The organism is Sphingobium sp. EP60837 (assembly GCF_001658005.1).
In the GTDB taxonomy this organism is placed as follows: domain Bacteria; phylum Pseudomonadota; class Alphaproteobacteria; order Sphingomonadales; family Sphingomonadaceae; genus Sphingobium; species Sphingobium tyrosinilyticum.
The window spans coordinates 231,065-252,800 of sequence record NZ_CP015986.1; the positions used below are offsets into that span (position 1 = coordinate 231,065).

General features: G+C 61.3%; 18 protein-coding genes. 11 read left to right on the forward strand and 7 right to left on the reverse strand.

Annotated features, from left to right (window positions below; genetic code table 11):
• Positions 1 to 88: 88 nt before the first annotated feature.
• The 11 genes from EP837_RS01020 to mazG all read left to right on the forward strand — a co-directional run bounded on the left by EP837_RS01020 (position 89) and on the right by mazG (position 12,360).
• Positions 89 to 1,252, forward strand: coding sequence for a D-alanyl-D-alanine carboxypeptidase family protein (locus tag EP837_RS01020; RefSeq protein WP_066523825.1), 1,164 nt, complete (start codon positions 89 to 91; stop codon positions 1,250 to 1,252).
• Positions 1,249 to 1,875 carry a dTMP kinase gene (gene tmk, locus EP837_RS01025; protein ID WP_066523826.1) on the forward strand — a complete coding sequence of 209 codons (627 nt, stop codon included), beginning with the start codon at positions 1,249 to 1,251 and terminating at the stop codon, positions 1,873 to 1,875. The genes EP837_RS01020 and tmk overlap by 4 nt, the downstream gene beginning before the upstream one ends.
• Positions 1,872 to 2,843, forward strand: a complete 972-nt coding sequence (locus tag EP837_RS01030) for an AAA family ATPase (protein WP_066523827.1) — start codon at positions 1,872 to 1,874, stop codon at positions 2,841 to 2,843. The genes tmk and EP837_RS01030 overlap by 4 nt, the downstream gene beginning before the upstream one ends.
• Before the next feature lie 43 nt (positions 2,844 to 2,886).
• Positions 2,887 to 4,449, forward strand: coding sequence for a methionine--tRNA ligase (gene metG, locus EP837_RS01035; RefSeq protein WP_066523828.1), 1,563 nt, complete (start codon positions 2,887 to 2,889; stop codon positions 4,447 to 4,449).
• A gap of 4 nt (positions 4,450 to 4,453) precedes the next feature.
• Positions 4,454 to 5,242, forward strand: coding sequence for a TatD family hydrolase (locus tag EP837_RS01040; protein WP_066523829.1), 789 nt, complete (start codon positions 4,454 to 4,456; stop codon positions 5,240 to 5,242).
• On the forward strand, positions 5,239 to 6,024 hold the full coding sequence (locus tag EP837_RS01045) for an MBL fold metallo-hydrolase (protein WP_066523830.1): 786 nt from the start codon (positions 5,239 to 5,241) through the stop codon (positions 6,022 to 6,024). Before EP837_RS01040 ends, EP837_RS01045 begins: the two co-directional genes overlap by 4 nt.
• Before the next feature lie 4 nt (positions 6,025 to 6,028).
• Positions 6,029 to 6,658 carry a retropepsin-like aspartic protease family protein gene (locus tag EP837_RS01050; protein WP_066523831.1) on the forward strand — a complete coding sequence of 210 codons (630 nt, stop codon included), beginning with the start codon at positions 6,029 to 6,031 and terminating at the stop codon, positions 6,656 to 6,658.
• Complete coding sequence (locus tag EP837_RS01055) at positions 6,655 to 7,956, forward strand: MFS transporter (RefSeq protein WP_066523832.1); 1,302 nt, start codon at positions 6,655 to 6,657, stop codon at positions 7,954 to 7,956. The genes EP837_RS01050 and EP837_RS01055 overlap by 4 nt, the downstream gene beginning before the upstream one ends.
• A 237-nt stretch (positions 7,957 to 8,193) precedes the next feature.
• Positions 8,194 to 9,609, forward strand: coding sequence for an ISNCY family transposase (locus EP837_RS01060; protein ID WP_082919637.1), 1,416 nt, complete (start codon positions 8,194 to 8,196; stop codon positions 9,607 to 9,609).
• A 293-nt stretch (positions 9,610 to 9,902) separates the two neighbouring features.
• Entirely contained in the window at positions 9,903 to 11,318 is a 1,416-nt protein-coding gene (locus EP837_RS01065; RefSeq protein WP_082919637.1) for an ISNCY family transposase, read from the forward strand.
• A gap of 253 nt (positions 11,319 to 11,571) precedes the next feature.
• Positions 11,572 to 12,360 (forward strand): nucleoside triphosphate pyrophosphohydrolase, encoded by a 789-nt coding sequence (gene mazG, locus EP837_RS01070; protein WP_066523834.1) that lies wholly within the window; start codon positions 11,572 to 11,574, stop codon positions 12,358 to 12,360.
• A 7-nt stretch (positions 12,361 to 12,367) separates the two neighbouring features.
• Here mazG and hflX read toward each other — a convergent pair whose 3' ends face one another.
• The 7 genes from hflX to dusB form a co-directional block, all read right to left on the reverse strand.
• Positions 12,368 to 13,702 carry a GTPase HflX gene (gene hflX, locus EP837_RS01075; RefSeq protein ID WP_066523835.1) on the reverse strand — a complete coding sequence of 445 codons (1,335 nt, stop codon included), beginning with the start codon at positions 13,700 to 13,702 and terminating at the stop codon, positions 12,368 to 12,370.
• A 65-nt stretch (positions 13,703 to 13,767) separates the two neighbouring features.
• A complete protein-coding gene (gene hfq, locus EP837_RS01080; RefSeq protein ID WP_257784361.1) occupies positions 13,768 to 14,259 on the reverse strand; it encodes an RNA chaperone Hfq in 492 nt (163 codons plus the stop codon).
• A gap of 141 nt (positions 14,260 to 14,400) precedes the next feature.
• On the reverse strand, positions 14,401 to 15,774 hold the full coding sequence (gene ntrX, locus EP837_RS01085) for a nitrogen assimilation response regulator NtrX (protein ID WP_066523836.1): 1,374 nt from the start codon (positions 15,772 to 15,774) through the stop codon (positions 14,401 to 14,403).
• A complete protein-coding gene (locus EP837_RS01090) occupies positions 15,764 to 18,016 on the reverse strand; it encodes a sensor histidine kinase (RefSeq protein WP_066523837.1) in 2,253 nt (750 codons plus the stop codon). The genes ntrX and EP837_RS01090 overlap by 11 nt, the downstream gene beginning before the upstream one ends.
• 95 nt (positions 18,017 to 18,111) lie before the next feature.
• Positions 18,112 to 19,557 carry a nitrogen regulation protein NR(I) gene (gene ntrC / locus EP837_RS01095; RefSeq protein ID WP_066523838.1) on the reverse strand — a complete coding sequence of 482 codons (1,446 nt, stop codon included), beginning with the start codon at positions 19,555 to 19,557 and terminating at the stop codon, positions 18,112 to 18,114.
• Positions 19,557 to 20,666: a two-component system sensor histidine kinase NtrB gene (locus EP837_RS01100; RefSeq protein WP_066523839.1), complete on the reverse strand. Its 1,110-nt coding sequence runs from the start codon at positions 20,664 to 20,666 to the stop codon at positions 19,557 to 19,559. Before EP837_RS01100 ends, ntrC begins: the two co-directional genes overlap by 1 nt.
• Entirely contained in the window at positions 20,663 to 21,682 is a 1,020-nt protein-coding gene (gene dusB / locus EP837_RS01105; RefSeq protein WP_066523840.1) for a tRNA dihydrouridine synthase DusB, read from the reverse strand. The genes EP837_RS01100 and dusB overlap by 4 nt, the downstream gene beginning before the upstream one ends.
• Between the last annotated feature and the right edge of the window lie 54 nt (positions 21,683 to 21,736).

The following is a 21,736-nucleotide window of genomic DNA, read 5'->3' on the forward strand; positions in this document are numbered from 1 at the left end:
CAGCCCTCTTGAGAATGTGCGTGTCATGGCTAATGACTGGCACAGGGCATTCTCATTACCCGAATCCACCAGTGCGAAGGCAGTCCTCATGAAAAAGTCCGTAGCCGCCATCCTCTTTGTCGGATTGCTGGCGCAGCCGCTCACGGCTGCAGCGCCGCCTTATACAAGCGAGGCGCCGATCGCTTATATGAAGGACTTGTCCTCGGGAGCGGTGCTTTACGACAAGGGCGGTGAAACGCGCATGCCACCTGCCTCGATGGCGAAGATGATGACGGCCCATGTCGCCTTCCGCCTTATCCAGAAGGGCGATCTGAAACTCGACACGAAATTCACCGTGCGGCCGGAAACCTGGAAGCAGTGGCACGGCCCCGCCGCCGGATCGACCATGTTCCTTTCGGTGGGGGAACAGGTGTCGGTGGAAAATCTCCTCCATGGCATCGTCACCCTGTCCGGCAATGACGCCTGCGTCGTTTTGGCTGAGGGAATCGCAGGGACGGAGCAGGCTTTCGTCGCGCTGATGAATGATGAAGCCAAGCGTCTTGGCCTTAAGAACAGCCATTTCGGCACCAGCAATGGCTGGCCCGATGAGGGCGTTACCTATGTGACTGCCGAGGATCTCGCCCGCCTCGCGGAAGCGACCATCGAGGAAACGCCGGACCTCTACAAGCGCTTCTACGCCACCCGCTCCTTCACTTGGGGCAAGACGATGGGCGGGTCCGACATCGCGCAGGCCAACCGCAACCCGATTCTGGGCAAGGTGGCTGGCGCCGATGGTCTCAAGACCGGCCATACGGAGGAGGCCGGTTACGGCTTCACGGGTTCCGCCGAACAGGATGGCCGCCGCCTGGTAATGGTCGTTGCCGGCCTTCCCACCTTCAACGGCCGCGTCGCCGAATCCGTCCGCTTCATGGATTGGGGTTTCAAGGCGTGGAAGGCGCAGCCGCTTTTCAAAAAGGGCCAGACGGTTGAGACCGCCGAAGTCCAACTCGGCAGCTCGACCAGCGTCCCGCTCGTCGCGCCGCAGGACATGGCGGTGACGCTGCCTCGCACCGCGTCGGGCAATGTTGCGGTGAAGGTCGCCTATACCGGCCCGATCAAGGCGCCGATCGCCAAGGGGCAGAAGATCGCCGAGTTGATCGTCTCCACGCCCGACACGCCGCCGCAGGTGCTGCCGCTCGTTGCAGGCGAGGACGTGTCTGAAGCAGGCGTGTTCGGCCGCCTGTGGAACGGCCTGAAGTCCTTCTTCGGGTGACGCGCGGCCGTTTCATCACCTTGGAAGGCGGGGAGGGCGCGGGCAAATCGACGCAGGTGCGGGATCTCGCCGCCGCCCTGCGCGCCCATGGCCTGGAAGTCGTCGAAACCCGGGAACCCGGCGGCAGCGACGGCGCAGAGGCAATCCGCGCGCTGCTCCTGACCGGCGCGGCCGACCGCTGGAGCCCGCGCGCCGAAGCCTTGCTCTTCGCCGCTGCCCGCGCCGACCATATCGAAAAGACCATTCGCCCCGCGCTCGATCGCGGCGCATGGGTGCTGTCCGACCGCTTTCTCGACAGCAGCCGCGCCTATCAGGGCATGGGCGAGTTGAGCGACGCCGACATATTGGCGCTCCATGATGTCGGCAGCGGCGGCTTCCTGCCCGACCGCACTTTCATTCTCACCCTCCCTGAAGCCGAGGCCGAAGCCCGCGCCAATGTCCGCGACGGCGGAGAGGCCGACCGCATCGGCGGCCGTGACCGTGCCTTCCACCAGCGCGTCGCCCAGGCTTTCACCCGCTTCGCCGCTGAGGACCCGGTGCGTATCCGCCCGATCGACGCGTCCGGAGACCCCGCCCAGGTCACCGCTCGCCTGCTCGAGGCGATCCGCGACCTTCTCGCATGACCACCATCGTCGGCCATGACGCGCAAGCCGCCATGCTGCTCGCCGCCGCCCGCAGCAGTCGCATGCATCATGGCTGGATCCTCGCCGGGCCGCGCGGTATCGGCAAGGCCAGCTTCGCCCGCGCCCTGGCCATCCGCCTGCTCGCCGAAGCCGCTGGACCAGCGCCCGACGCACCGGGGCTCTCCGTCCCGGCAGACCACCAGGTTCGCAAGCTCATCGAAGCCGACGCGCACCCTGACTATGCCGAACTTTATTGCCTCGAAAAGGAAAGCGGCACCGCCCGCAACATCAGCGTCGATCAGGTCCGCGGTCTTCAGCGGCTGATCCAGTCCGCGCCCTCGCTCTCTTCCCGCCGCATCGTCATGATCGACAGCGCCGATGATCTGGAACGTGGCGCGGCCAACGCCTTGCTCAAGACGCTGGAGGAGCCGCCCGCCGACATGCTCTTCCTGCTCGTCAGCCACGCGCCCGGCCGCCTGCTGCCGACGATCCGCTCCCGCTGCCGCACCTTGCGCTTTGACCCGCTGAACGATGAGACCATGCGCACCGTCCTGCGTCGCGAAAAGCCTGACCTACCTCCCGACGAAATCGAAACGCTCGCCGCGTTGGGCGAGGGCGCGCCCGGCAAGGCGCTGCGTTACGCCGGGCTCGACGTCGCGCAGATTGACGGCATCCTGCGCACCATCGCGCGGGAAGGGGACCCCGGCAATCGTCACCGCCTCGTCCTCGCCAAGGCGCTCTCCGGCAAAACCGCCCGCCCCCGGTACGAAGCCTTTCTCGAGCGCGTCCCGGCCTTCATCGCCGATGCCGCCCGTCAGCGCAGCGGTCCGGCGCTCGGCGTGGCGCTCGACCGCTGGGAAGCCTCGCGTCAACTCGCGGGCGGCGCGATCATTCTCTCACTCGATCCCGCTGCCGTCGCCTTCGAACTTGCCGGTCACGTTGCCGCACTTGCGCCTGATCCGCGCTGAAAAGCGGCTTTGCGCGCGCCTCAACAGCCGCTAGGGAAGGCCCATGTCGCAGCCCTATACGATCACCACCGCCATCTCCTATCCGAACGGCCGCCCCCATATCGGCCATGCCTATGAAGTGATCGCCACCGACGCGATTGCTCGGTTCCAGCGGATGATGGGCCGTGATGTCTTCTTTCAGACCGGCACCGACGAGCATGGCCTGAAAATGGCCCAGACGGCGCGCAATCGCGGCATCGAACCGCGCGCGCTTGCTGACGAAATGTCAGCCTATTTCAAGGATATGAACGATAGGCTGAACATCAGCTATGATCGTTTCATCCGCACCAGCGAGCCTGATCATCACCGCGCCTCCCAGGCCATCTGGCAGGCGATGGAGGCAAGCGGCGACCTGTATCTCGGCCGTTACGAAGGCTGGTATTCAGTCCGCGACGAAGCCTTTTACGACGAAAAGGAACTGGTCGAAGGGGAGGGCGGTGAGAAGCTATCGCCCCAGGGCACGCCGGTCGAATGGACAGTCGAGGAAAGCTGGTTCTTCCGCCTTTCAGCTTATCAGCAAAAGCTGCTTGACCTCTACGCCAGCCAGCCCGACTTCATCCAGCCCGACAGCCGCCGCAATGAGATCATGCGCTTCGTCGAGGGTGGCCTTTCGGACCTCAGCGTCTCGCGCACCAGCTTCGATTGGGGCGTGAAGGTGCCAGGCGCAGACGGCCATGTTATGTATGTCTGGGTGGACGCGCTCACCAATTATCTGACCGGCTGCGGCTATCCCGATGACGCCGAACGCATGGCCCGCTACTGGTCCGACGGTGGTGACATCACGCACATCATCGGTAAGGATATCGTGCGTTTTCATGCGGTTTACTGGCCAGCGTTCCTGATGAGTGCGAAGCTGGCACTGCCTAAACAGATATTCGGCCACGGCTTCCTCCTCAACCGCGGGGAGAAAATGTCGAAGTCGGTCGGCAATGTCGCCGACCCGATGGAATTGGCCGATCGCTTCGGCGTGGATCAACTGCGCTATTTCCTCCTGTCCGAAGTCACCTTCGGCAATGACGGCAGCTACAGCGCCGAAGCCATCGTCGCTCGCTCCAACAGCGATCTCGCCAACAGCTTCGGCAACCTTGCTCAGCGCACCTTGAGCTTCATCGCCAAGAATCTGGAGGGCCGCCTTCCGCAACCCGCAGCGCAGGATGTCGATAGCGAGCTCCTCAACACCATTGCAGAAGCCGCCCGGACCTTTCAGTCGGCGATGGCCGATCTTGCTCCTTCGGTCGCGATTGAGGCATGGATGCGCGCTGTTTTCGCCTGCAACGCCTATATCGACGCGCAGGCGCCATGGGCGCTTCGCAAGACTGACCCCGCCCGCATGGAGGCAGTTCTCGCGACGCTCTACGAAGCCATCGCGAGCCTCGCCATCATTATCCAGCCCATCATCCCGGCCAGCGCCACCGCGCTGCTCGACCAGATGGGCATCGGCGGAGAAGGGCGAACCTTTGCCGCCATCGGCACCGATTTCTATGCCGATCTGCGCGCCACCGGCTTTACCTTGAGCCCGCCGAAACCGCTTTTCCCGCGCCTTGAACTGACCGAAGCGGACGCCTGAACCAATGTTGATCGACAGCCATTGTCACTTGAATTACAAAGGCTTGATCGAAGATCAGCAGAATGTGCTTGAGCGCGCGCGCGGGGCGGGCGTGGACCTGATGCTCAACATCGCCACCCGCGAAAGCGAATGGGACGCTGTTCTCGCGACTGCGGAGCATGAGCCCGATGTCTGGGCGACGGTCGGCATCCACCCCCATGAAGCGGACGAGCATCCCCATGTCGATACCGCCAAGCTGGTCGAGCGCGCCGCCCATCCGCGCGTTGTCGGCATCGGTGAAACCGGCCTCGACTATTATTATGATCATAGTGACCGCGACCGGCAGCAGAACAGCTTCCGCGCCCATATCACCGCGTCGCGCCAGACCGGACTGCCGCTGATTGTCCACACGCGCGACGCTGAAGAGGATACGCTGGCCATTCTGCGCGACGAGATGGAGAAGGGGGCCTATCCCGGCGTCATCCACTGTTTCACCGCCAGCGGCGCCTTCGCCGACGCGGCGCTGGAGCTGGGCTTCTATATCAGCATCTCCGGCATCGTGACCTTCAAGAACGCGAAGGACCTTCAGGAAACCGCCGCGCGCTTGCCGCTCGACCGGCTGTTGATTGAAACGGACTCGCCCTTCCTTGCTCCCGTGCCCCATCGCGGCAGGCCTTGCGAGCCGGCCTTCGTCGCCGACACTGCCCGCTTCCTGGCCAATCTACGCCGTGAAAGCATCGAGCGGCTGGCCGAGGCTACGTCCAACAATTTCCATACCCTCTTCAGCAAGATCGGAGCCTCGGAGGCCGCATGAGCCTCAAGCTCACCATCCTGGGGTGCGGCACTTCGTCGGGCGTTCCGCGGATCGGCAATGATTGGGGTACATGTGATCCCAATGAGCCTAAAAACCGGCGCACCCGCGTCTCTATCCTGGTCGAAAGTCCGACTACGCGGCTGCTCGTCGATACCTCACCGGACATGCGCGCTCAGCTGCTGGCGGCCGATGTTATCCATATCGATGCGATCCTGTGGACCCACGATCACGCTGATCACAGCCACGGCATCGACGATGTGCGGCAACTTTACCATCATCGCCGCGCGCCGGTGCCGGGCTATGCTCGCCGCCAGACATTGAAGCTGCTGAACGAACGTTTCGCCTACGCCTTTGAAGGCCGTCAGGGCTATCACCCAACCATAGAACCGCATGTTCTTCCCGATGGCTTGCGCATCGGCGACATCGATATCACCTGTACGGACCAGCCCCATGGTGAGATTTTCTCGACCGGCTTTCGCTTTGCACATGGCGGCAGGTCCGTCGGATATGCAACTGATTTTCATGCACTTACCCCAGAGATGATCGCCCTTTATGATGGCCTGGATATCTGGGTCGTCGATGCGTTGCGGGAAAAGCCCCATCCAACCCATCCTCATCTCGCATTGACCCTGGACGGCATCGCTGCGGTTAGTCCTGGCCGCGCCATTCTGACCCATATGGACCAGAGCATGGATTATGCGACACTGCGGCAAAGCCTGCCCGACGGTATCGAACCGGGCTATGACGGCATGGTGATCGAATTGAGCGAGGCGGGGGATTGATGGCATGAATGGCGACCAGGCGATGTCCAGCCTCTGGTATGTCCTGGCGCTCGTCCTCGTCGGATCGGCTCTTCTCGCCCGACGCGCGCCCTTGGGCGGCATGCTCCGCATGGCGCTGCTTTGGGTTATCATCTTCGCTATCCTACTCGGCCTCTTCAAAATGGGTGAGCAGGCCGGCCTTTTTTCGAGCCGGATGAACGGGGTAGGGGACGGTGCTTCCTCCCCGTCGGCTCCAGAGGCGCCCCTGCCACCCGCGCGTGCAGAGGGGCAAGCGCTGCGGATATCCATCGCACCAGACGGCCATTATTGGGTGGAAGGAAGCGTCAACGGTACGCCGACACGCTTTCTCATAGACAGCGGCGCCAGCATCACCGCATTGTCGGTCGGTTCGGCGCGAGCCGCGGGGTTGAACTTCGATCTTGCCGCACCTGGCGTATCGATGATGACGGCCAATGGGAAGATAGACGCCAAGCGTTCTTCCATTTCCACCCTCGCCATCGGCCCGATCCGTGCGAGCGATCTGCCGATCGTCATTTCGCCGGCCTTTGGGGAGGTGAACGTCATTGGCATGAACCTGCTTTCGCGCCTGAAAAGCTGGGGCGTGCAGGATGGTGAGATGGTCCTGACGCCATGACCGCGCCGCTCCCTCATCGTCCGCCGACGCAGCGCGAGCGGCTGAAGGCGATCATCGGTGGGTCCACGGGCAATCTGGTCGAATGGTATGACTGGTATGCTTATGCCGCCTTTACGCTGTATTTCGCCCCGCATTTCTTCCCGAGCGAGGATCGCACCGCGCAACTGTTGAGCGCGGCCGGCATCTTTGCCGTTGGCTTCCTGATGCGGCCGATCGGTGCCTGGGCCATGGGTGTCTATGCCGATCGTCATGGCCGAAAAAGCGGCCTGACCCTGTCTGTCGCACTCATGTGCGCCGGGTCGCTGCTCATCGCCGTGACGCCCGGTTATGAGGTGATCGGCGTAGGCGCGCCCCTGCTCCTGGTCGTTGCCCGCCTCATTCAGGGCCTCTCGATCGGTGGTGAATATGGCGCCAGCGCGACCTATCTGTCCGAGATGGCTGGCCGCGATAGGCGCGGTTTCTACTCGAGTTTTCAATATGTTACATTGATAGCCGGACAGCTTGTTGCAATTTGCGTTCTGCTTGTACTTCAGGGCGTGCTTAGCGACCAACAACTCGACGAGTGGGGCTGGCGCATACCCTTTCTGATTGGCGGCGGTCTTGCTGTCATCGTCTTCTGGCTCCGCCGCGGTCTCAGCGAAACGCAAAGCTTTCATGTCGCCAAAGCCGAGTCCGCGCCCCGGTCAGGCTTCATCGAACTTGTGACGAACCACCCGCGCGAGACACTGACTGTTATGCTGCTCACTGCGGGCGGCACGATCGCATTCTATGCCTATTCCATCTACATGCAGAAATTCCTGGTCAACACCTCTGGTCTGAGCCGGGAAGCCGCATCGCAAATCAATGGCATAACATTGTTATTTTTCATGATGTTACAGCCTGTTGCTGGCGCCCTATCGGATCGCATCGGGCGCAAGCCGCTGATGATCGGCTTTGGCGTCCTGGGCGTGCTTTTCACCTATCCCATCTTCGCGACGCTGGCCGTGACCCGCGATCCGCTGATCGCCGGTCTGCTGGTGATGGCGGGGCTCATCATCGTTACCGGCTACACATCGATCAACGCTGTCGTAAAAGCCGAGCTTTTCCCGGCGCATATTCGGGCGCTTGGCGTGGCGCTTCCATATGCGCTGGCCAACACGCTGTTCGGCGGCACGGCGGAGTTTGTCGCGCTCTATTTCAAGCAGGCGGGGATCGAGCAGGCGTTCTACATTTATGTGACGGTGATGATCGGCATCTCGCTGATCATCTACATCCGCATGCGCGACACGCAGCGCCACAGCCAGATCCGCGAAGACTGAGTTGATGGTGTGGAATGCATCTAAGGACAGTTTGCCGATCTCGCCGGACCGACCGCCGCCAGATGCCTCCCACTTGCATGACCAGATATCAATTTAACATAATATATATTATCGGACATAAGGCCTGTAAGCGCCGGATAGAAATGACACCCCTCTGCTAGATAGAAATGACACCCTTGGGCGTCCTTAGCAGAGCTGGGTGGCATGGTCCTCCTGGCAGTTCGGGAGGACGCGCTTATGACGGTGGTGGCGATGAGCCATGGCGAGCTTTCGCGGTTTGATACATTGTCGCGTGTGGATCGCGGCGAACTGCGGGTCGAGGATGCTGCGCAACTGCTGGGCTTGAAGCGCCGGCAGATTTTCCGGTTGCTTGACCGACTGCGAACCGAAGGCGCTTCAGGCCTGGTGTCGCGCAAGCGTGGTCGGCCGAGCAACCGGCGTCACAGCGATGCCTTTCGCGAGCGCGTCCTTACGATCGTCCGCACGCATTATGCGGATTTCGGACCGACCCTGGCGCGTGAATATCTGGCGGAACGTCACGACATTTCGGTGGGCTGTGAGACGCTGCGGCAGATGATGATCGAGGCGGGAATCTGGCAGGATCGCGCCGCGCGTCGTTCTCGCCCCTATCAACCGCGTCACCGGCGGGAGTGCCGTGGGGAGCTGGTCCAGATTGACGGTTCGGAGCATGCCTGGTTCGAGACTCGCGGTCCCAAATGCACGCTGCTTGTCTACATCGACGACGCGACCAGCGAGCTGTTGCACCTTAAGATGGTCGAGAGCGAGAGCACCTTTTCCTACATGGAAGCGACCCGCGAATATATCGAGCAGCACGGCAAGCCGGTGGCCTTTTATTCCGATAAACACACGGTCTTTCGTAACCCCAAGGCGACCGCAAAGGGTGATGGGATGACACATTTCGGGCGCGCGCTCGATGCGCTGAACATCGAGATCATCTGCGCCAACTCGCCGCAGGCCAAGGGCCGGGTCGAGCGAGCCAACGGTACCTTACAGGATCGCCTGATCAAGGCGATGCGCCTGGAAGGTATCTCGTCGATCGAAGAAGCGAACGTCTTTCTGCCGAGCTACATGGTTGGGCACAATGCGCGCTTCGCTCGTCCGGCCGCAGACAGTCGCGATTTACACCGACCTCTGGCACCGCGGGATGATCTGCGCTCTGTCATGGTCTGGCGCGAACAGCGGACAGTCACTGCTGCGCTGACGCTGCACTATAACAAAGTTCTGTTCCTCTTGGAGCCGAACCCGTTCAGCAAGGAACTGGTGCGCAAGCGCGTGGATGTCTGTGAATATCCTGACGGCACAGTCGAGATCCGCCACGAGGGGCGCTCCCTTCCTTACAGCCTGTTTGACAAGATGCCCCGGATCAATCAACCTGCCATCGTCGATAACAAGCATCTCGACGCGGCACTGGCGCTAGCAAAGGAAATCCAGGCGATCGCGCCGCATCACCGGCAGCGGAACAACTATGCCCCTGCTCGCCGCGACCAGCCCGCGCATTTGTTCCCCGAACCGGAGGCGCCGGCGAAGATCGACGGACGCCGGTTGGGCGGGGCAAAGCTCAAACGTCGTCCCCGGCTCAGCCCGGCGGAGTTACGAGCGCACGGCACGCTCGAGTTCGTGAAGGCGCGCTAAAGCGGTTCTGACCGAGCCCGCTGCCTTCGCAGCGGGTCCGTGCCCTTCCCCTCCACTGTTACGCCATCAGCAGGGTCTGCGCTGCGCTATCCCGAGGGCTCCACGCAGCCCCTGCTGTCATTAATGGTGTCTTTTCTATCGGGGACAGATAGTGTCTTCTCTATCCGGTGCGAACAAGGCCTGTAAGCGCCGGATAGAAATGACACCCCTCTGCTAGATAGAAATGACACCCTTGGGCGTCCTTAGCAGAGCTGGGTGGCATGGTCCTCCTGGCAGTTCGGGAGGACGCGCTTATGACGGTGGTGGCGATGAGCCATGGCGAGCTTTCGCGGTTTGATACATTGTCGCGTGTGGATCGCGGCGAACTGCGGGTCGAGGATGCTGCGCAACTGCTGGGCTTGAAGCGCCGGCAGATTTTCCGGTTGCTTGACCGACTGCGAACCGAAGGCGCTTCAGGCCTGGTGTCGCGCAAGCGTGGTCGGCCGAGCAACCGGCGTCACAGCGATGCCTTTCGCGAGCGCGTCCTTACGATCGTCCGCACGCATTATGCGGATTTCGGACCGACCCTGGCGCGTGAATATCTGGCGGAACGTCACGACATTTCGGTGGGCTGTGAGACGCTGCGGCAGATGATGATCGAGGCGGGAATCTGGCAGGATCGCGCCGCGCGTCGTTCTCGCCCCTATCAACCGCGTCACCGGCGGGAGTGCCGTGGGGAGCTGGTCCAGATTGACGGTTCGGAGCATGCCTGGTTCGAGACTCGCGGTCCCAAATGCACGCTGCTTGTCTACATCGACGACGCGACCAGCGAGCTGTTGCACCTTAAGATGGTCGAGAGCGAGAGCACCTTTTCCTACATGGAAGCGACCCGCGAATATATCGAGCAGCACGGCAAGCCGGTGGCCTTTTATTCCGATAAACACACGGTCTTTCGTAACCCCAAGGCGACCGCAAAGGGTGATGGGATGACACATTTCGGGCGCGCGCTCGATGCGCTGAACATCGAGATCATCTGCGCCAACTCGCCGCAGGCCAAGGGCCGGGTCGAGCGAGCCAACGGTACCTTACAGGATCGCCTGATCAAGGCGATGCGCCTGGAAGGTATCTCGTCGATCGAAGAAGCGAACGTCTTTCTGCCGAGCTACATGGTTGGGCACAATGCGCGCTTCGCTCGTCCGGCCGCAGACAGTCGCGATTTACACCGACCTCTGGCACCGCGGGATGATCTGCGCTCTGTCATGGTCTGGCGCGAACAGCGGACAGTCACTGCTGCGCTGACGCTGCACTATAACAAAGTTCTGTTCCTCTTGGAGCCGAACCCGTTCAGCAAGGAACTGGTGCGCAAGCGCGTGGATGTCTGTGAATATCCTGACGGCACAGTCGAGATCCGCCACGAGGGGCGCTCCCTTCCTTACAGCCTGTTTGACAAGATGCCCCGGATCAATCAACCTGCCATCGTCGATAACAAGCATCTCGACGCGGCACTGGCGCTAGCAAAGGAAATCCAGGCGATCGCGCCGCATCACCGGCAGCGGAACAACTATGCCCCTGCTCGCCGCGACCAGCCCGCGCATTTGTTCCCCGAACCGGAGGCGCCGGCGAAGATCGACGGACGCCGGTTGGGCGGGGCAAAGCTCAAACGTCGTCCCCGGCTCAGCCCGGCGGAGTTACGAGCGCACGGCACGCTCGAGTTCGTGAAGGCGCGCTAAAGCGGTTCTGACCGAGCCCGCTGCCTTCGCAGCGGGTCCGTGCCCTTCCCCTCCACTGTTACGCCATCAGCAGGGTCTGCGCTGCGCTATCCCGAGGGCTCCACGCAGCCCCTGCTGTCATTAATGGTGTCTTTTCTATCGGGGACAGATAGTGTCTTCTCTATCCGGTGCGAACAAGGCCGTTGCCCTATAACCGGACCCCTCCGCCAACTTCAATCTTCTCGCTATTTCATTCATCAATTCAGGACCGCCCATGACTTCTGAGACAAAGGCAAGCCCCGCCGACATCATGCCGCTCGCCAATGTCATGGCCCGACTTCGCGATCCTGAAACCGGCTGCCCCTGGGACATTCAGCAAGACTTCGCCAGCATTGCGCCCTACACGATAGAAGAAGCCTATGAGGTCGCTGACGCCATCGAGCGCAACGACATGCCCGCGCTCCGCGACGAGCTGGGCGATCTCCTGCTACAGGTTGCCTTCCACAGCCGAATGGCGGAGCAAGCGGGTCATTTCACGCTTCAGGACGTGATTGATGGCGTCACTGAAAAGATGATCCGCCGCCACCCGCACATCTTCGGCAACGGCATTCCGCGCGAACATGGCCACGCCCAATGGGAAGCCATCAAGGCCGCCGAACGCGCCGGTCTCGATCCGGACGGCAGCGCGCTTGCGGGAGTCGCCCAAGCGCTGCCCGCGCTACTCCGCGCCGAAAAGCTCCAGAAGCGCGCTGCCCGAACTGGCTTTGATTGGCTTGACACTCAGGGCGTCCTCGCCAAGATCGAGGAAGAACTGCAGGAAGTTCATGAGGCAGCCTCCCCACAAGAACATCATGAGGAAATCGGCGACCTGTTGTTCGCCGTGGTCAACCTCGCCCGCCACCTCAAGGTCGATGCCGAAACCGCACTCCGCTCCGCCAACGCCAAGTTCGAGTCACGCTTCCGGGTGATGGAAGAGATCGCAGGCGAGGAATTTGACGCTCTGCCGCTCGATGACAAGGAGGAGCTTTGGCAACGAGCCAAGCGCCGATTGGCCGAGCAATAATCGGCGGTCAGATCGTCGCGCGTTTCCGGAAACGGGCAAGCGCGGACTCCGAAAGCCGGACATCGATGATCATCTCTCCGTCCCCAGCCGTGCTGTCGATCACCTCGCCATGCTCATGCAGCCACGCCAGCGCCGCGCCATCCGACAGCCGCACCTGTAGTTGATGGACTTGCGCCCCAGCGGTCAAACGGCCGCTGATCGTCCGTTGCAGGTCATCCACCCCTTCTCCGGTAAGCGCCGACAGGATCACGACATCATCCCGCCGGGACGCCATCTCGCGCACTTGTCCGGCCGCATCTTCGTCCAGCAGATCGAGCTTGTTCCACGCTTCGATGATCGGCGGAGCTTCATCTCCCTCTTCTCTCGCCTCGAGCGCGCCCTCCCCCGCTACGCCAAGCTCGCTCAGCACGTCGATCACGTCGTCTCGCTGCGCCTCGCTGTCGGGATGCGCAATGTCGCGGACATGGATGATGAGGTCTGCAGACAGCACCTCTTCCAGAGTGGCCCTAAAGGCCGCGATAAGCTGGGTCGGAAGGTCCGACACAAAGCCCACGGTATCCGACAGGATCGCCTTGTCCAAACCCGGAAGCGCAATCTGGCGCATGGTCGGATCAAGCGTTGCGAACAGCAGATCCTCCGCCATCACATGCGCGCCTGTCATCCGGTTGAAAAGAGTGGATTTCCCGGCATTGGTGTAGCCAACCAGCGCGATCACCGGCCACGGCGCACGTTGCCGCCGCGCCCGATGCAGGCTTCGGGTCCGCGTGACCTGATCCAGTTCCCTGCGAATCTTCGCCATCCGGTCGCGGATCATCCGCCGGTCCGCTTCGATCTGCGTTTCACCCGGGCCGCCAAGGAAGCCGAAGCCGCCTCGCTGCCGTTCAAGATGCGTCCAACTGCGAACCAGTCGCCCCGCCTGATAGTCAAGATGAGCGAGTTCGACCTGGAGCCGTCCTTCATTGGTGGCCGCGCGCTCGCCGAAGATTTCCAAGATGAGCCCGGTCCGATCGATCACCTTGGCTTCGGTCGCCTTTTCCAGATTGCTCTGCTGAACAGGGCTAAGCGCGTTGTCCACGATGACCAGTTCGGCCTCTTCCATTCGCGCCAGCGTCGCGATCTGATCGACCTGGCCACCGCCGAACAGCGTTGCCGGCTTTCGATCGCGCACACGAAAGGCTTGAGCGGCACGCACATCGATGCCGATCGCCAGTGCGAGCCCCTTTGCCTCCTCTAGCCGTGCCTCGCTGTCGCGCCGCTCGACACCATGAACCTCTGCGCGCACGACAACAGCGCGCGCGCCGCGCGATACCTCATCGGCAGAATCGCGATTGAAGACCGCCATGATCGCCTAACGCATCAGGCGCCGGCCCGCTTCATACGAAGACGGGCCGAAGGAATATAAATTGGTCAATCCTCGCCCTCGCCTTCACCGCTGAGATCGAGCGCATGGAGGGGCTGAACGGTGGAAATGGCGTGCTTGTAAACCAGCTGGACCATGCCATCACGTTCCAGCAGCATGCAGAACAGATCGAAAGCGGCGATCTCCCCCTGCAGCATAACGCCATTAACGAGGAACATCGTGACCGGGCTTCCGGACTTACGGACCGCGCTAAGGAAAATTTCCTGCAGCAGCTTCGGCTTCGCATTGCCGTCACTCGCTTTGCGCAAGTCTGTCAGGTCCATGGACTGGGCCGGCATCACGGTGGAGATCGCATGCTTGTAAACTAGCTGCGACTGACCATCGCGCCGCAACAGGACGGAGAAGTTGTCGAACCAAGTGATGATCCCCTGCAGCTTCACGCCCTTGACCAGGAACATGGTCACCGGGGTTTTGCTCTTGCGCAGGTTGTTTAGGAAAATGTCCTGAAGATTGTTGAGTTTGTCGGCCACGGTCTTCACCTTATTGGCGGGACGTTACCCGCTCTCGCACCCCTGGGCAGGGCGTCTTGCCTGCTCCCGCCTGCCGGAAGCGATTGGGAAACTACCGCAATTGCGAACAGCCGTCCATGCCCCAGATGCGGTATGGCTCACGCGATTCCGTCAGTTGTCCTTGCCGTCAGTAATGCCCAGCAACTTCAGCTTGCGGTGAAGCGCGGAGCGCTCCATCCCGATGAAGGTTGCGGTGCGCGATATGTTTCCCGAAAAGCGCCTGATTTGAATGCGCAGATATTCGCGTTCGAAACTCTCCCGGGCTTCCCGCAGCGGTGCTCCCATGATCGCAGACTGGCCCATTCCCTCGCTGGAACCATTGTTGGTCAATTCGCTGGGCAGCATGTCGAGTTCGATCCGCCCGATACGCTCACCGGGCGCAAGTATCATCGTGCGCTCAATTACGTTGCGCAACTGACGAACATTGCCCGGCCATTCATTCGCCTGAAGCGCGGCCATGGCGTCACTCGCGATTTCCGGTGAAGGCACGCGGCGGTCAGCGGCAAAGCGGGCGAGATAATGTTCGACCAGCGGCGGGATGTCATCGCGCCGTTCGGACAGCGAGGGAATGACAAGCGGCACGACGTTGAGGCGATAGAAGAGATCCTCGCGGAACCGGCGCTCTTCTATTTCCACTCCCAGGTCACGCGCGGTCGATGAAATGACCCGCACATCCACCTTAACCTGGCGTTGCCCACTCACGCGCGTGAAGCTCTGGTCGGTCAGAACCCGCAGGATCTTGCCCTGCGTTGTGAGCGGCATGTCTGCGATCTCGTCGAGATAGAGCGTGCCACCATGCGCCTGCTCAAGATAGCCGGGGCGTACCAGGCCGCTTGGGTCTTCCACTCCGAACAGTTCTTCTTCGACGCGATCGGGGTCCATACGCGCCGCAGCCACGACGATGAAAGGCGCGTCGGCCCTGCCGCTCCAACTGTGGAGCATCCGAGCTGCGACCTCCTTGCCGACCCCGGCCGGCCCGGAAATCAGTACGCGGCTCCCGGTGCCTGCCACTTTCTTGATCGTCGCGCGCACCCCGTTGATCGCGGCCGACGTGCCGGTCAGCTCATCATCCTGGCCAAAGCGGGCGCGCAAAACCTGATTCTCGCGCCGCAGCCTTTCCGTCTCTGTCGCGCGGGAGACCAGGTGCAACAAGCGGTCGGCTTCGAACGGCTTTTCGATAAAGTCTGCCGCGCCTTTTCGGATCGCTGCGACCGCCGTATCGATATTGCCATGTCCCGAAATCATCAGCACGGGAATGGTGAGGTCGCGGCGCTTGATCTCATCGAGCAGTTCCAGCCCATCAAGCTTCGATCCCTGCAGCCATACATCGAGCAGGACCAGAGACGGCCGCCGTGCATCCAGCGCCTCGATCGCGCTGTCGCTGTTGGCCGCGGTACGGGTGGAAAAGCCTTCATCCTCGAGCACGCCCGCGACCAGGTCGCGAATGTCCTCTTCATCATCGACTACCAGAATATCAAGCGCCATTGGCCGTCACTTTTCCTTTGGACAAGGTTACAACCTGCCCCTCTTCCAATTTCTCCAACGCGGCTGATGGAAAGCGCAACGTCACGCTTGTGCCTCCGCCATCCGCATCACTCAGGCGAATTTCGCCCATATGTTCCTCCACGATCTTCTTTACGATCGCGAGGCCCAGACCCGTACCCTTGCTGCGCGTCGTCATATAAGGCTCCAGCACGCGCTCCCGTTCCGGCGGTAGTCCGATGCCGTCGTCCCTGACCTCGATCAGCAGATGCCCATCCTCCTGCGCAAGGGTCATGCGAACATGGCCCCGCGCCTCCCCTTCGACGGGGTCGGGTTTAGGCTCTATGGCTTCCACCGCATTCTTGACGATGTTGGTCAGGGCCTGCCCCAGTTGCCGCCGGTCGCAGACCAATTCCATATTGGGTGAAGCACTGCGGAATTCAAACCGCACATCCGGATGCGCCACCTCATGCAGAAACAGCGCATGACGGGCGATGTCCGCCACTGCCTCGCGCCGGAACACTGGTTTGGGCATGCGTGCGAAGGATGAGAATTCGTCCACGATGCGTCGCAAATCTCCGACCTGCCGAACGATCGTGCCGGTCAGCCGGGTAAAGGTCGCCTTGTCGCTGGTAACCTCGTCAGCATAGCGGCGCTGCAGGCGTTCCGCGGCGAGTTGGATCGGGGTCAGCGGGTTCTTGATTTCATGAGCGATGCGCCGCGCGACGTCGGACCATGCGGCGCGACGCTGGTCTGACAACTGCTGCGTTATGTCATCAAAGGTAAGGATGTGGCGCGACGCATCCTCCGAAACCTTGACCGCCAACGTCCGCACTTCGCCATGAGCACGCGTTTGGACGATGCCAGCCCCCTCCTCCGATGCGATGAGAGCTGCAAGTTCCGGCGACACCGCCGTCAGCGGCCGCCCCACCGGATCATCCCCTTCCCTCACGAGAATAGCCGCCGCGGAGCTGTTCAGCAGGAGAATGATCCCGTCGCGATCCACCGACAGCACGCCCGCCGACACGCCCGACAAGATTGCTTCGATAAAGGCGCGCCGCTCATCGAGTTGGCTATTCGCCGCCACAAGCGCGCCTGTTTGTGCCTCCAGTCGCTGGGTCATCCGATTGAAGGCTGCGGCCAAGGTGCCGATCTCGTCGCGCGCTTGCGGATTGGACACGCGCGCCGACAGGTCTCCCGCCGTGATGCGCCGGGCTGCCGTCACCAACTCATTCACAGGGCGGACCATCCAGTCAGCCACTGCCAGCGCGATATAGACCGCTATGCCGACAAGCAGCAAAGACCCAACGAACAATGCGACGTTGAAACGAAGCTGCAATGCGCGGGATTGGGCAGCAAATATATCATAGTCTGAGAGCACTTTTTGCGCGCGTTCGACGTTGCTGAACGCCGTGGAACCGGAATCGCGCGTCGCATACAGATATATTTTCGCACCGGGATAGAGCAGCGTCACCGCTTCGATCTGGTTGGGTTTGGCAGCAACGACGACATTCTCGCCTGCTTCCAACCTTTTAACGACCTCCAGTGACAGCATTTCCGAAGCTGGGCGGCTGTCTGGATCGACGGTGGCTGCAGTACGCGCGACACCGTCCTTGCCGACTTCGATAATCGCCGATCGGTTCAGTTTCCGCGTCACGACCTGATAGATATAGCCTTCCGCAAAGCGGGGGCTCGAAACATTGGACTGCGTCAGATAGTCGCGGAGGTCGCTCGCCATGGTGACCGTTTCGTCGCCAACCTCCCGCAAATTCTGTTCATAATAGCCGCGGGCGAGGTCGCTTGCATTTTGCAACATTCCGCGTGCGCTGTCGGAAAACCAGAACTGCACGCCATATTGGAACAGGAGGGAAGCGAAAATTACCACCAGCAACATCGGCACGCTGGCGACGATCGAGAAGATGGCGACCAACCGCACGTGAAGCTGACCCTCGCTCCCGATCGCCGACTGTGCCGCGCGGCGCTTGGCGACCCGGCGTCCCAGTAGAACTAGCAGCGCAATTGCAGGGACAAGATTGCCGACCAGCAGCAGGGCGACGATGGGCGGCGTCAACAACGTGTAGGACTGGCCCTGGCCCGAGAGCAGAAAGTAGGTGAGGCCCGCCGTCCCGAGAAAAAGGAGGAGCGTGATAGTCTCGACCAGCGGCGCCAGGTGACGACGTAGGAAGGGCGGAAAATATCTCTTCCATGCCCGACCTCGCGTGGAGAGAGTCACTGCACCTTGCATAGTGGCTTTCTTACAACAACGCCGTGCTTGTTCAAACACAGTAATTAGGGCGGCGTGTCCCTTGGCCGGACACTTCAGTCGGCTCGTCCCAGCGATCAGTCCGCAATGCGCAATTGGAGCGGGTCCAATCCATAGTCCGTCAGCTTTTTCCGCAGAGTGTTCCGGTTGATCCCCAGGAGCCCGGCCGCGCGAATCTGATTGCCGTCCACGCTCGCCAGCGTTTCCTGGAACAAGATTGGCTCGATTACGGCGAGCAGGTCGTCATGCAAATTCCGGTTGGGCTGGCCTAGGCCAATGCCCAGCTGCCGCTTCGCCCATTCCCGTACGGCCTGACCAAGTTGATCCGCCGGCGCCGCATAATCGGCTGGCACCATGTCGAGCGGTAGGCTGTTACGAAGCACATCTGCCGCAATCACATTTTCACGGCTTAGCACCGCGAGCCGCTGCATAAGATTCTGCAACTCGCGGACATTGCCTGGCCAATGATAGGCCATCAGAAGCTGTGCCGCGTCGTCGGAGAGTGACTTGCGCGGCAACCCCTCTTGCGCGGCGCGATCAAGGAAATGCCTGGCCAACAAGATCACATCCTCCCGTCGCTCCCGCAGCGCTGGCAGTGAGATGGGCACGACATTCAACCGGTAGTAGAGATCCTGCCGGAATTTGTTTTCCTCGATCAGCCGCGGCAGGTCTTTATTTGTAGCGGCGATGATGCGGACATTCACGCGTACGGGCTTGGATCCGCCGACGGTCGTCACCTCGCCTGATTGTAAAACGCGCAGCAACCGCGTCTGCGCCTCCATCGGCATGTCCCCGATTTCATCGAGGAAGAGCGTGCCGCCCTGCGCCTGCTCGAACTTTCCGGCTGTCCGAACACTCGCCCCTGTGAAAGCGCCCTTTTCATAACCGAACAGTTCGGCTTCAATCAGTTCGCGCGGAATGGCCGCCATATTGATCGCGACGAAGGGCTTCGTACGGCGCTGACCCAAGACATGAATAGCCTCGGCCACCAGTTCCTTTCCGGTCCCCGACTCGCCCAATACCAGTATTGAAAGGTCATTGGACAATACGCGCGCGATGGTCCTGTAAACCTCCTGCATCGCCGGAGAACGACCGACCAAAGGCAAACCGTCGTGGGGCAGTGCGCCCTCCGCCCCGTCGCTTTCATTAACTTTGCCAGTGCCCAGCGCATCGCCGACCGCCCGGGCAAGTTCGTTAAGATCGAACGGCTTGGGCAGATATTCGAAAGCGCCCTTTTCTGTCGCTCGAATGGCAGTATTCAGCGTATTCTGTGCCGAAAGGACGATCACGCTCAAGCCGGGCTTGCGCTCCAATATGTCCGCCACACCGTCCAGCCCATCTCCGTCGGGCAGCATGACGTCCGTGATCAGTACGTCAGGGGCAAAGCTGTCGATCAAAGCGCCACGTTCGCGGATCGACGAGGCGGTCTTGACCTTGTGCCCCTGCCGCCTCAGCGCTTCACCCACCACAACGCAGATGGCGGGATCGTCATCGACGACAAGGATCGAACCTGTGACCGACATCAGGGCATCCCCATGGGCAGGAGGATGCGGAAGGTCGATTCCCCCGCTTCCTGATCGCGTGAATATTGGACGAAGCCGTTCATGTCCCGCACCAGCTTATCGACAAGGGCAAGCCCCAGGCCCTGGCCGTCCCGCTTGCCGGTGATGAATGGGTTGAAAAGGTGGTCCAATATGTGTTCCGGCACGCCTGGGCCGTTATCGATCACCAATATCTCGATCGGCAGCACCGCGCTGCCCTTGCCGTCGCCGACGACCACAGAGACGCCATGGCGAAACGCCGTCTCCACACGGATGCGCGGTTTCTCGCTATGTTCGAGCGCCTCTGCGGCGTTCTTCAACAGGTTGATCATCACCTGCACCAGTGCATCGTCGTTGATGATCGCAAATGGAAGAGATGGGTCGTAACGCTTTATAATCCTGATATTTCTGGCAAAACCCGCAGCCGCGATGTTGGCCGCGCGATCTATAAGCGGGTAGATATTGCCCGCGTGACATTCCAGCGTACGATCGGTCGTGAAATCCTGCATCCGATCGATCAGTGCGGCGATCCGATCCACCTCATTGCAGATCAACTGCGTCAGCGCCACGTCCCGGCCCCCGTTGCCCGACTCCAGCAATTGGGCGGCGCCACGTATTCCGGAAAGCGGATTTTTTATTTCATGCGCCAAGATGGCGGCGGCCCCTATCGCCGACCGGGCTCCCCCGGCCGTTCCCCGATGCCCGATCTTCCGCGCCTGGCTCTGCGCGTGGATGGATACCACGCGCCATCCTTCATGATCGATGATGGGCGCGATCATCAGGTCCACTTCCGTCTCGGCAGTCCGGCCTGCGTGCACCTTTACGTCATAGGCCGCGATTGGCTTGTTGCTGTGCCAGATATCGAAGCGCGCGCCCATTTCCGCCATGCGGATCGTGCGCGCGACGTCACTGCCAACGATCGCCGACCGCGCCATGTTCAGCAATGTTTCTGCCCGGACATTGGCGTCAGCGATACGATTGTCCGGTGCCACTATCAGCGTCGCCACCGGCAGCGCAGTCATCAATTCGGACAGCGAAGGCCCGTCCTGCTGCATCCGGGGCGGCGGGACGGTCGTCAGCGGCATGGTCATGCGGCCTTGCGCGTCTCGATCGCCCCGTCCTGTGCAATCAGCGGTTCGTAGAAATTGGCAAGCATGTCGAGCACTACGGCGCCATCCGGTTCCTGGTTCACGGCGTTGCGGAACTCAGCTGATCCGGTGAGGCCCTTCGTGTACCAACCGATATGTTTGCGCGCCATGTTAACGCCGGTCAAACCATCATAATGATCGAGCATTGCACGATAATGCTCTGTAATCAGTTGATATTGTTCCTCAAGGGAAGGATCGGAAAGACGCTGGCCCGTACGGAACCAGTGCATCACTTGGCCGATCAACCACGGCCGTCCATAAGCACCCCGCCCGATCATGACGCCATCGGCTCCGCTCTGATCCAGTGCCGTTTCCGCATCCTCGATCGAGCAGATGTCACCGTTGACAATCACGGGCAGCGATACTGCTTCCTTAACGCTCCGCACGAAAGCCCAGTCCGCGCTGCCCTTATACATTTGGCAGCGGGTTCGCCCATGAACGGTAATCATCTTCGCGCCCAGATCTTCGGCGATCCGCGCCAGTTCAGGCGCATTGAGGCTGGCGTGATCCCAGCCCATTCGCATCTTGACGGTGACCGGTACGTCCACCGCCTTCACCGTCGCTTCGATCAGTGCTGCGGCGAGCGGCAGGTCACGCATCAGCGCGCTGCCCGCATCGCCGTTCACGACCTTTTTCACAGGACAGCCCATGTTGATGTCGATGATCGCCGCGCCGCGATCGGCATTCAACTTGGCCGCCTCCGCCATCTCGACCGGTGAACAACCGGCAAGCTGCATCGACACCGGCTCCTCCACGGGATGCCAGGCAGCCTTCTGAAGTGATTGCCGCGTCTCGCGGATCATCGCTGCTGTGGCAATCATCTCGGTTACGTTCAGGCCCGAACCGTAGCGGCGCACCAAAGTGCGGAACGGCATGTCCGTAACGCCAGTCATGGGCGCCAGGATCACGGGCATGTCGATTGTCACCGGACCGACAGAAATGGGGGAAAGAGCGCGCATCACCAACTTTGCCTAAAAAACAGGCAGCCCTTAGCCGAAAAGCGGCCCAACGGC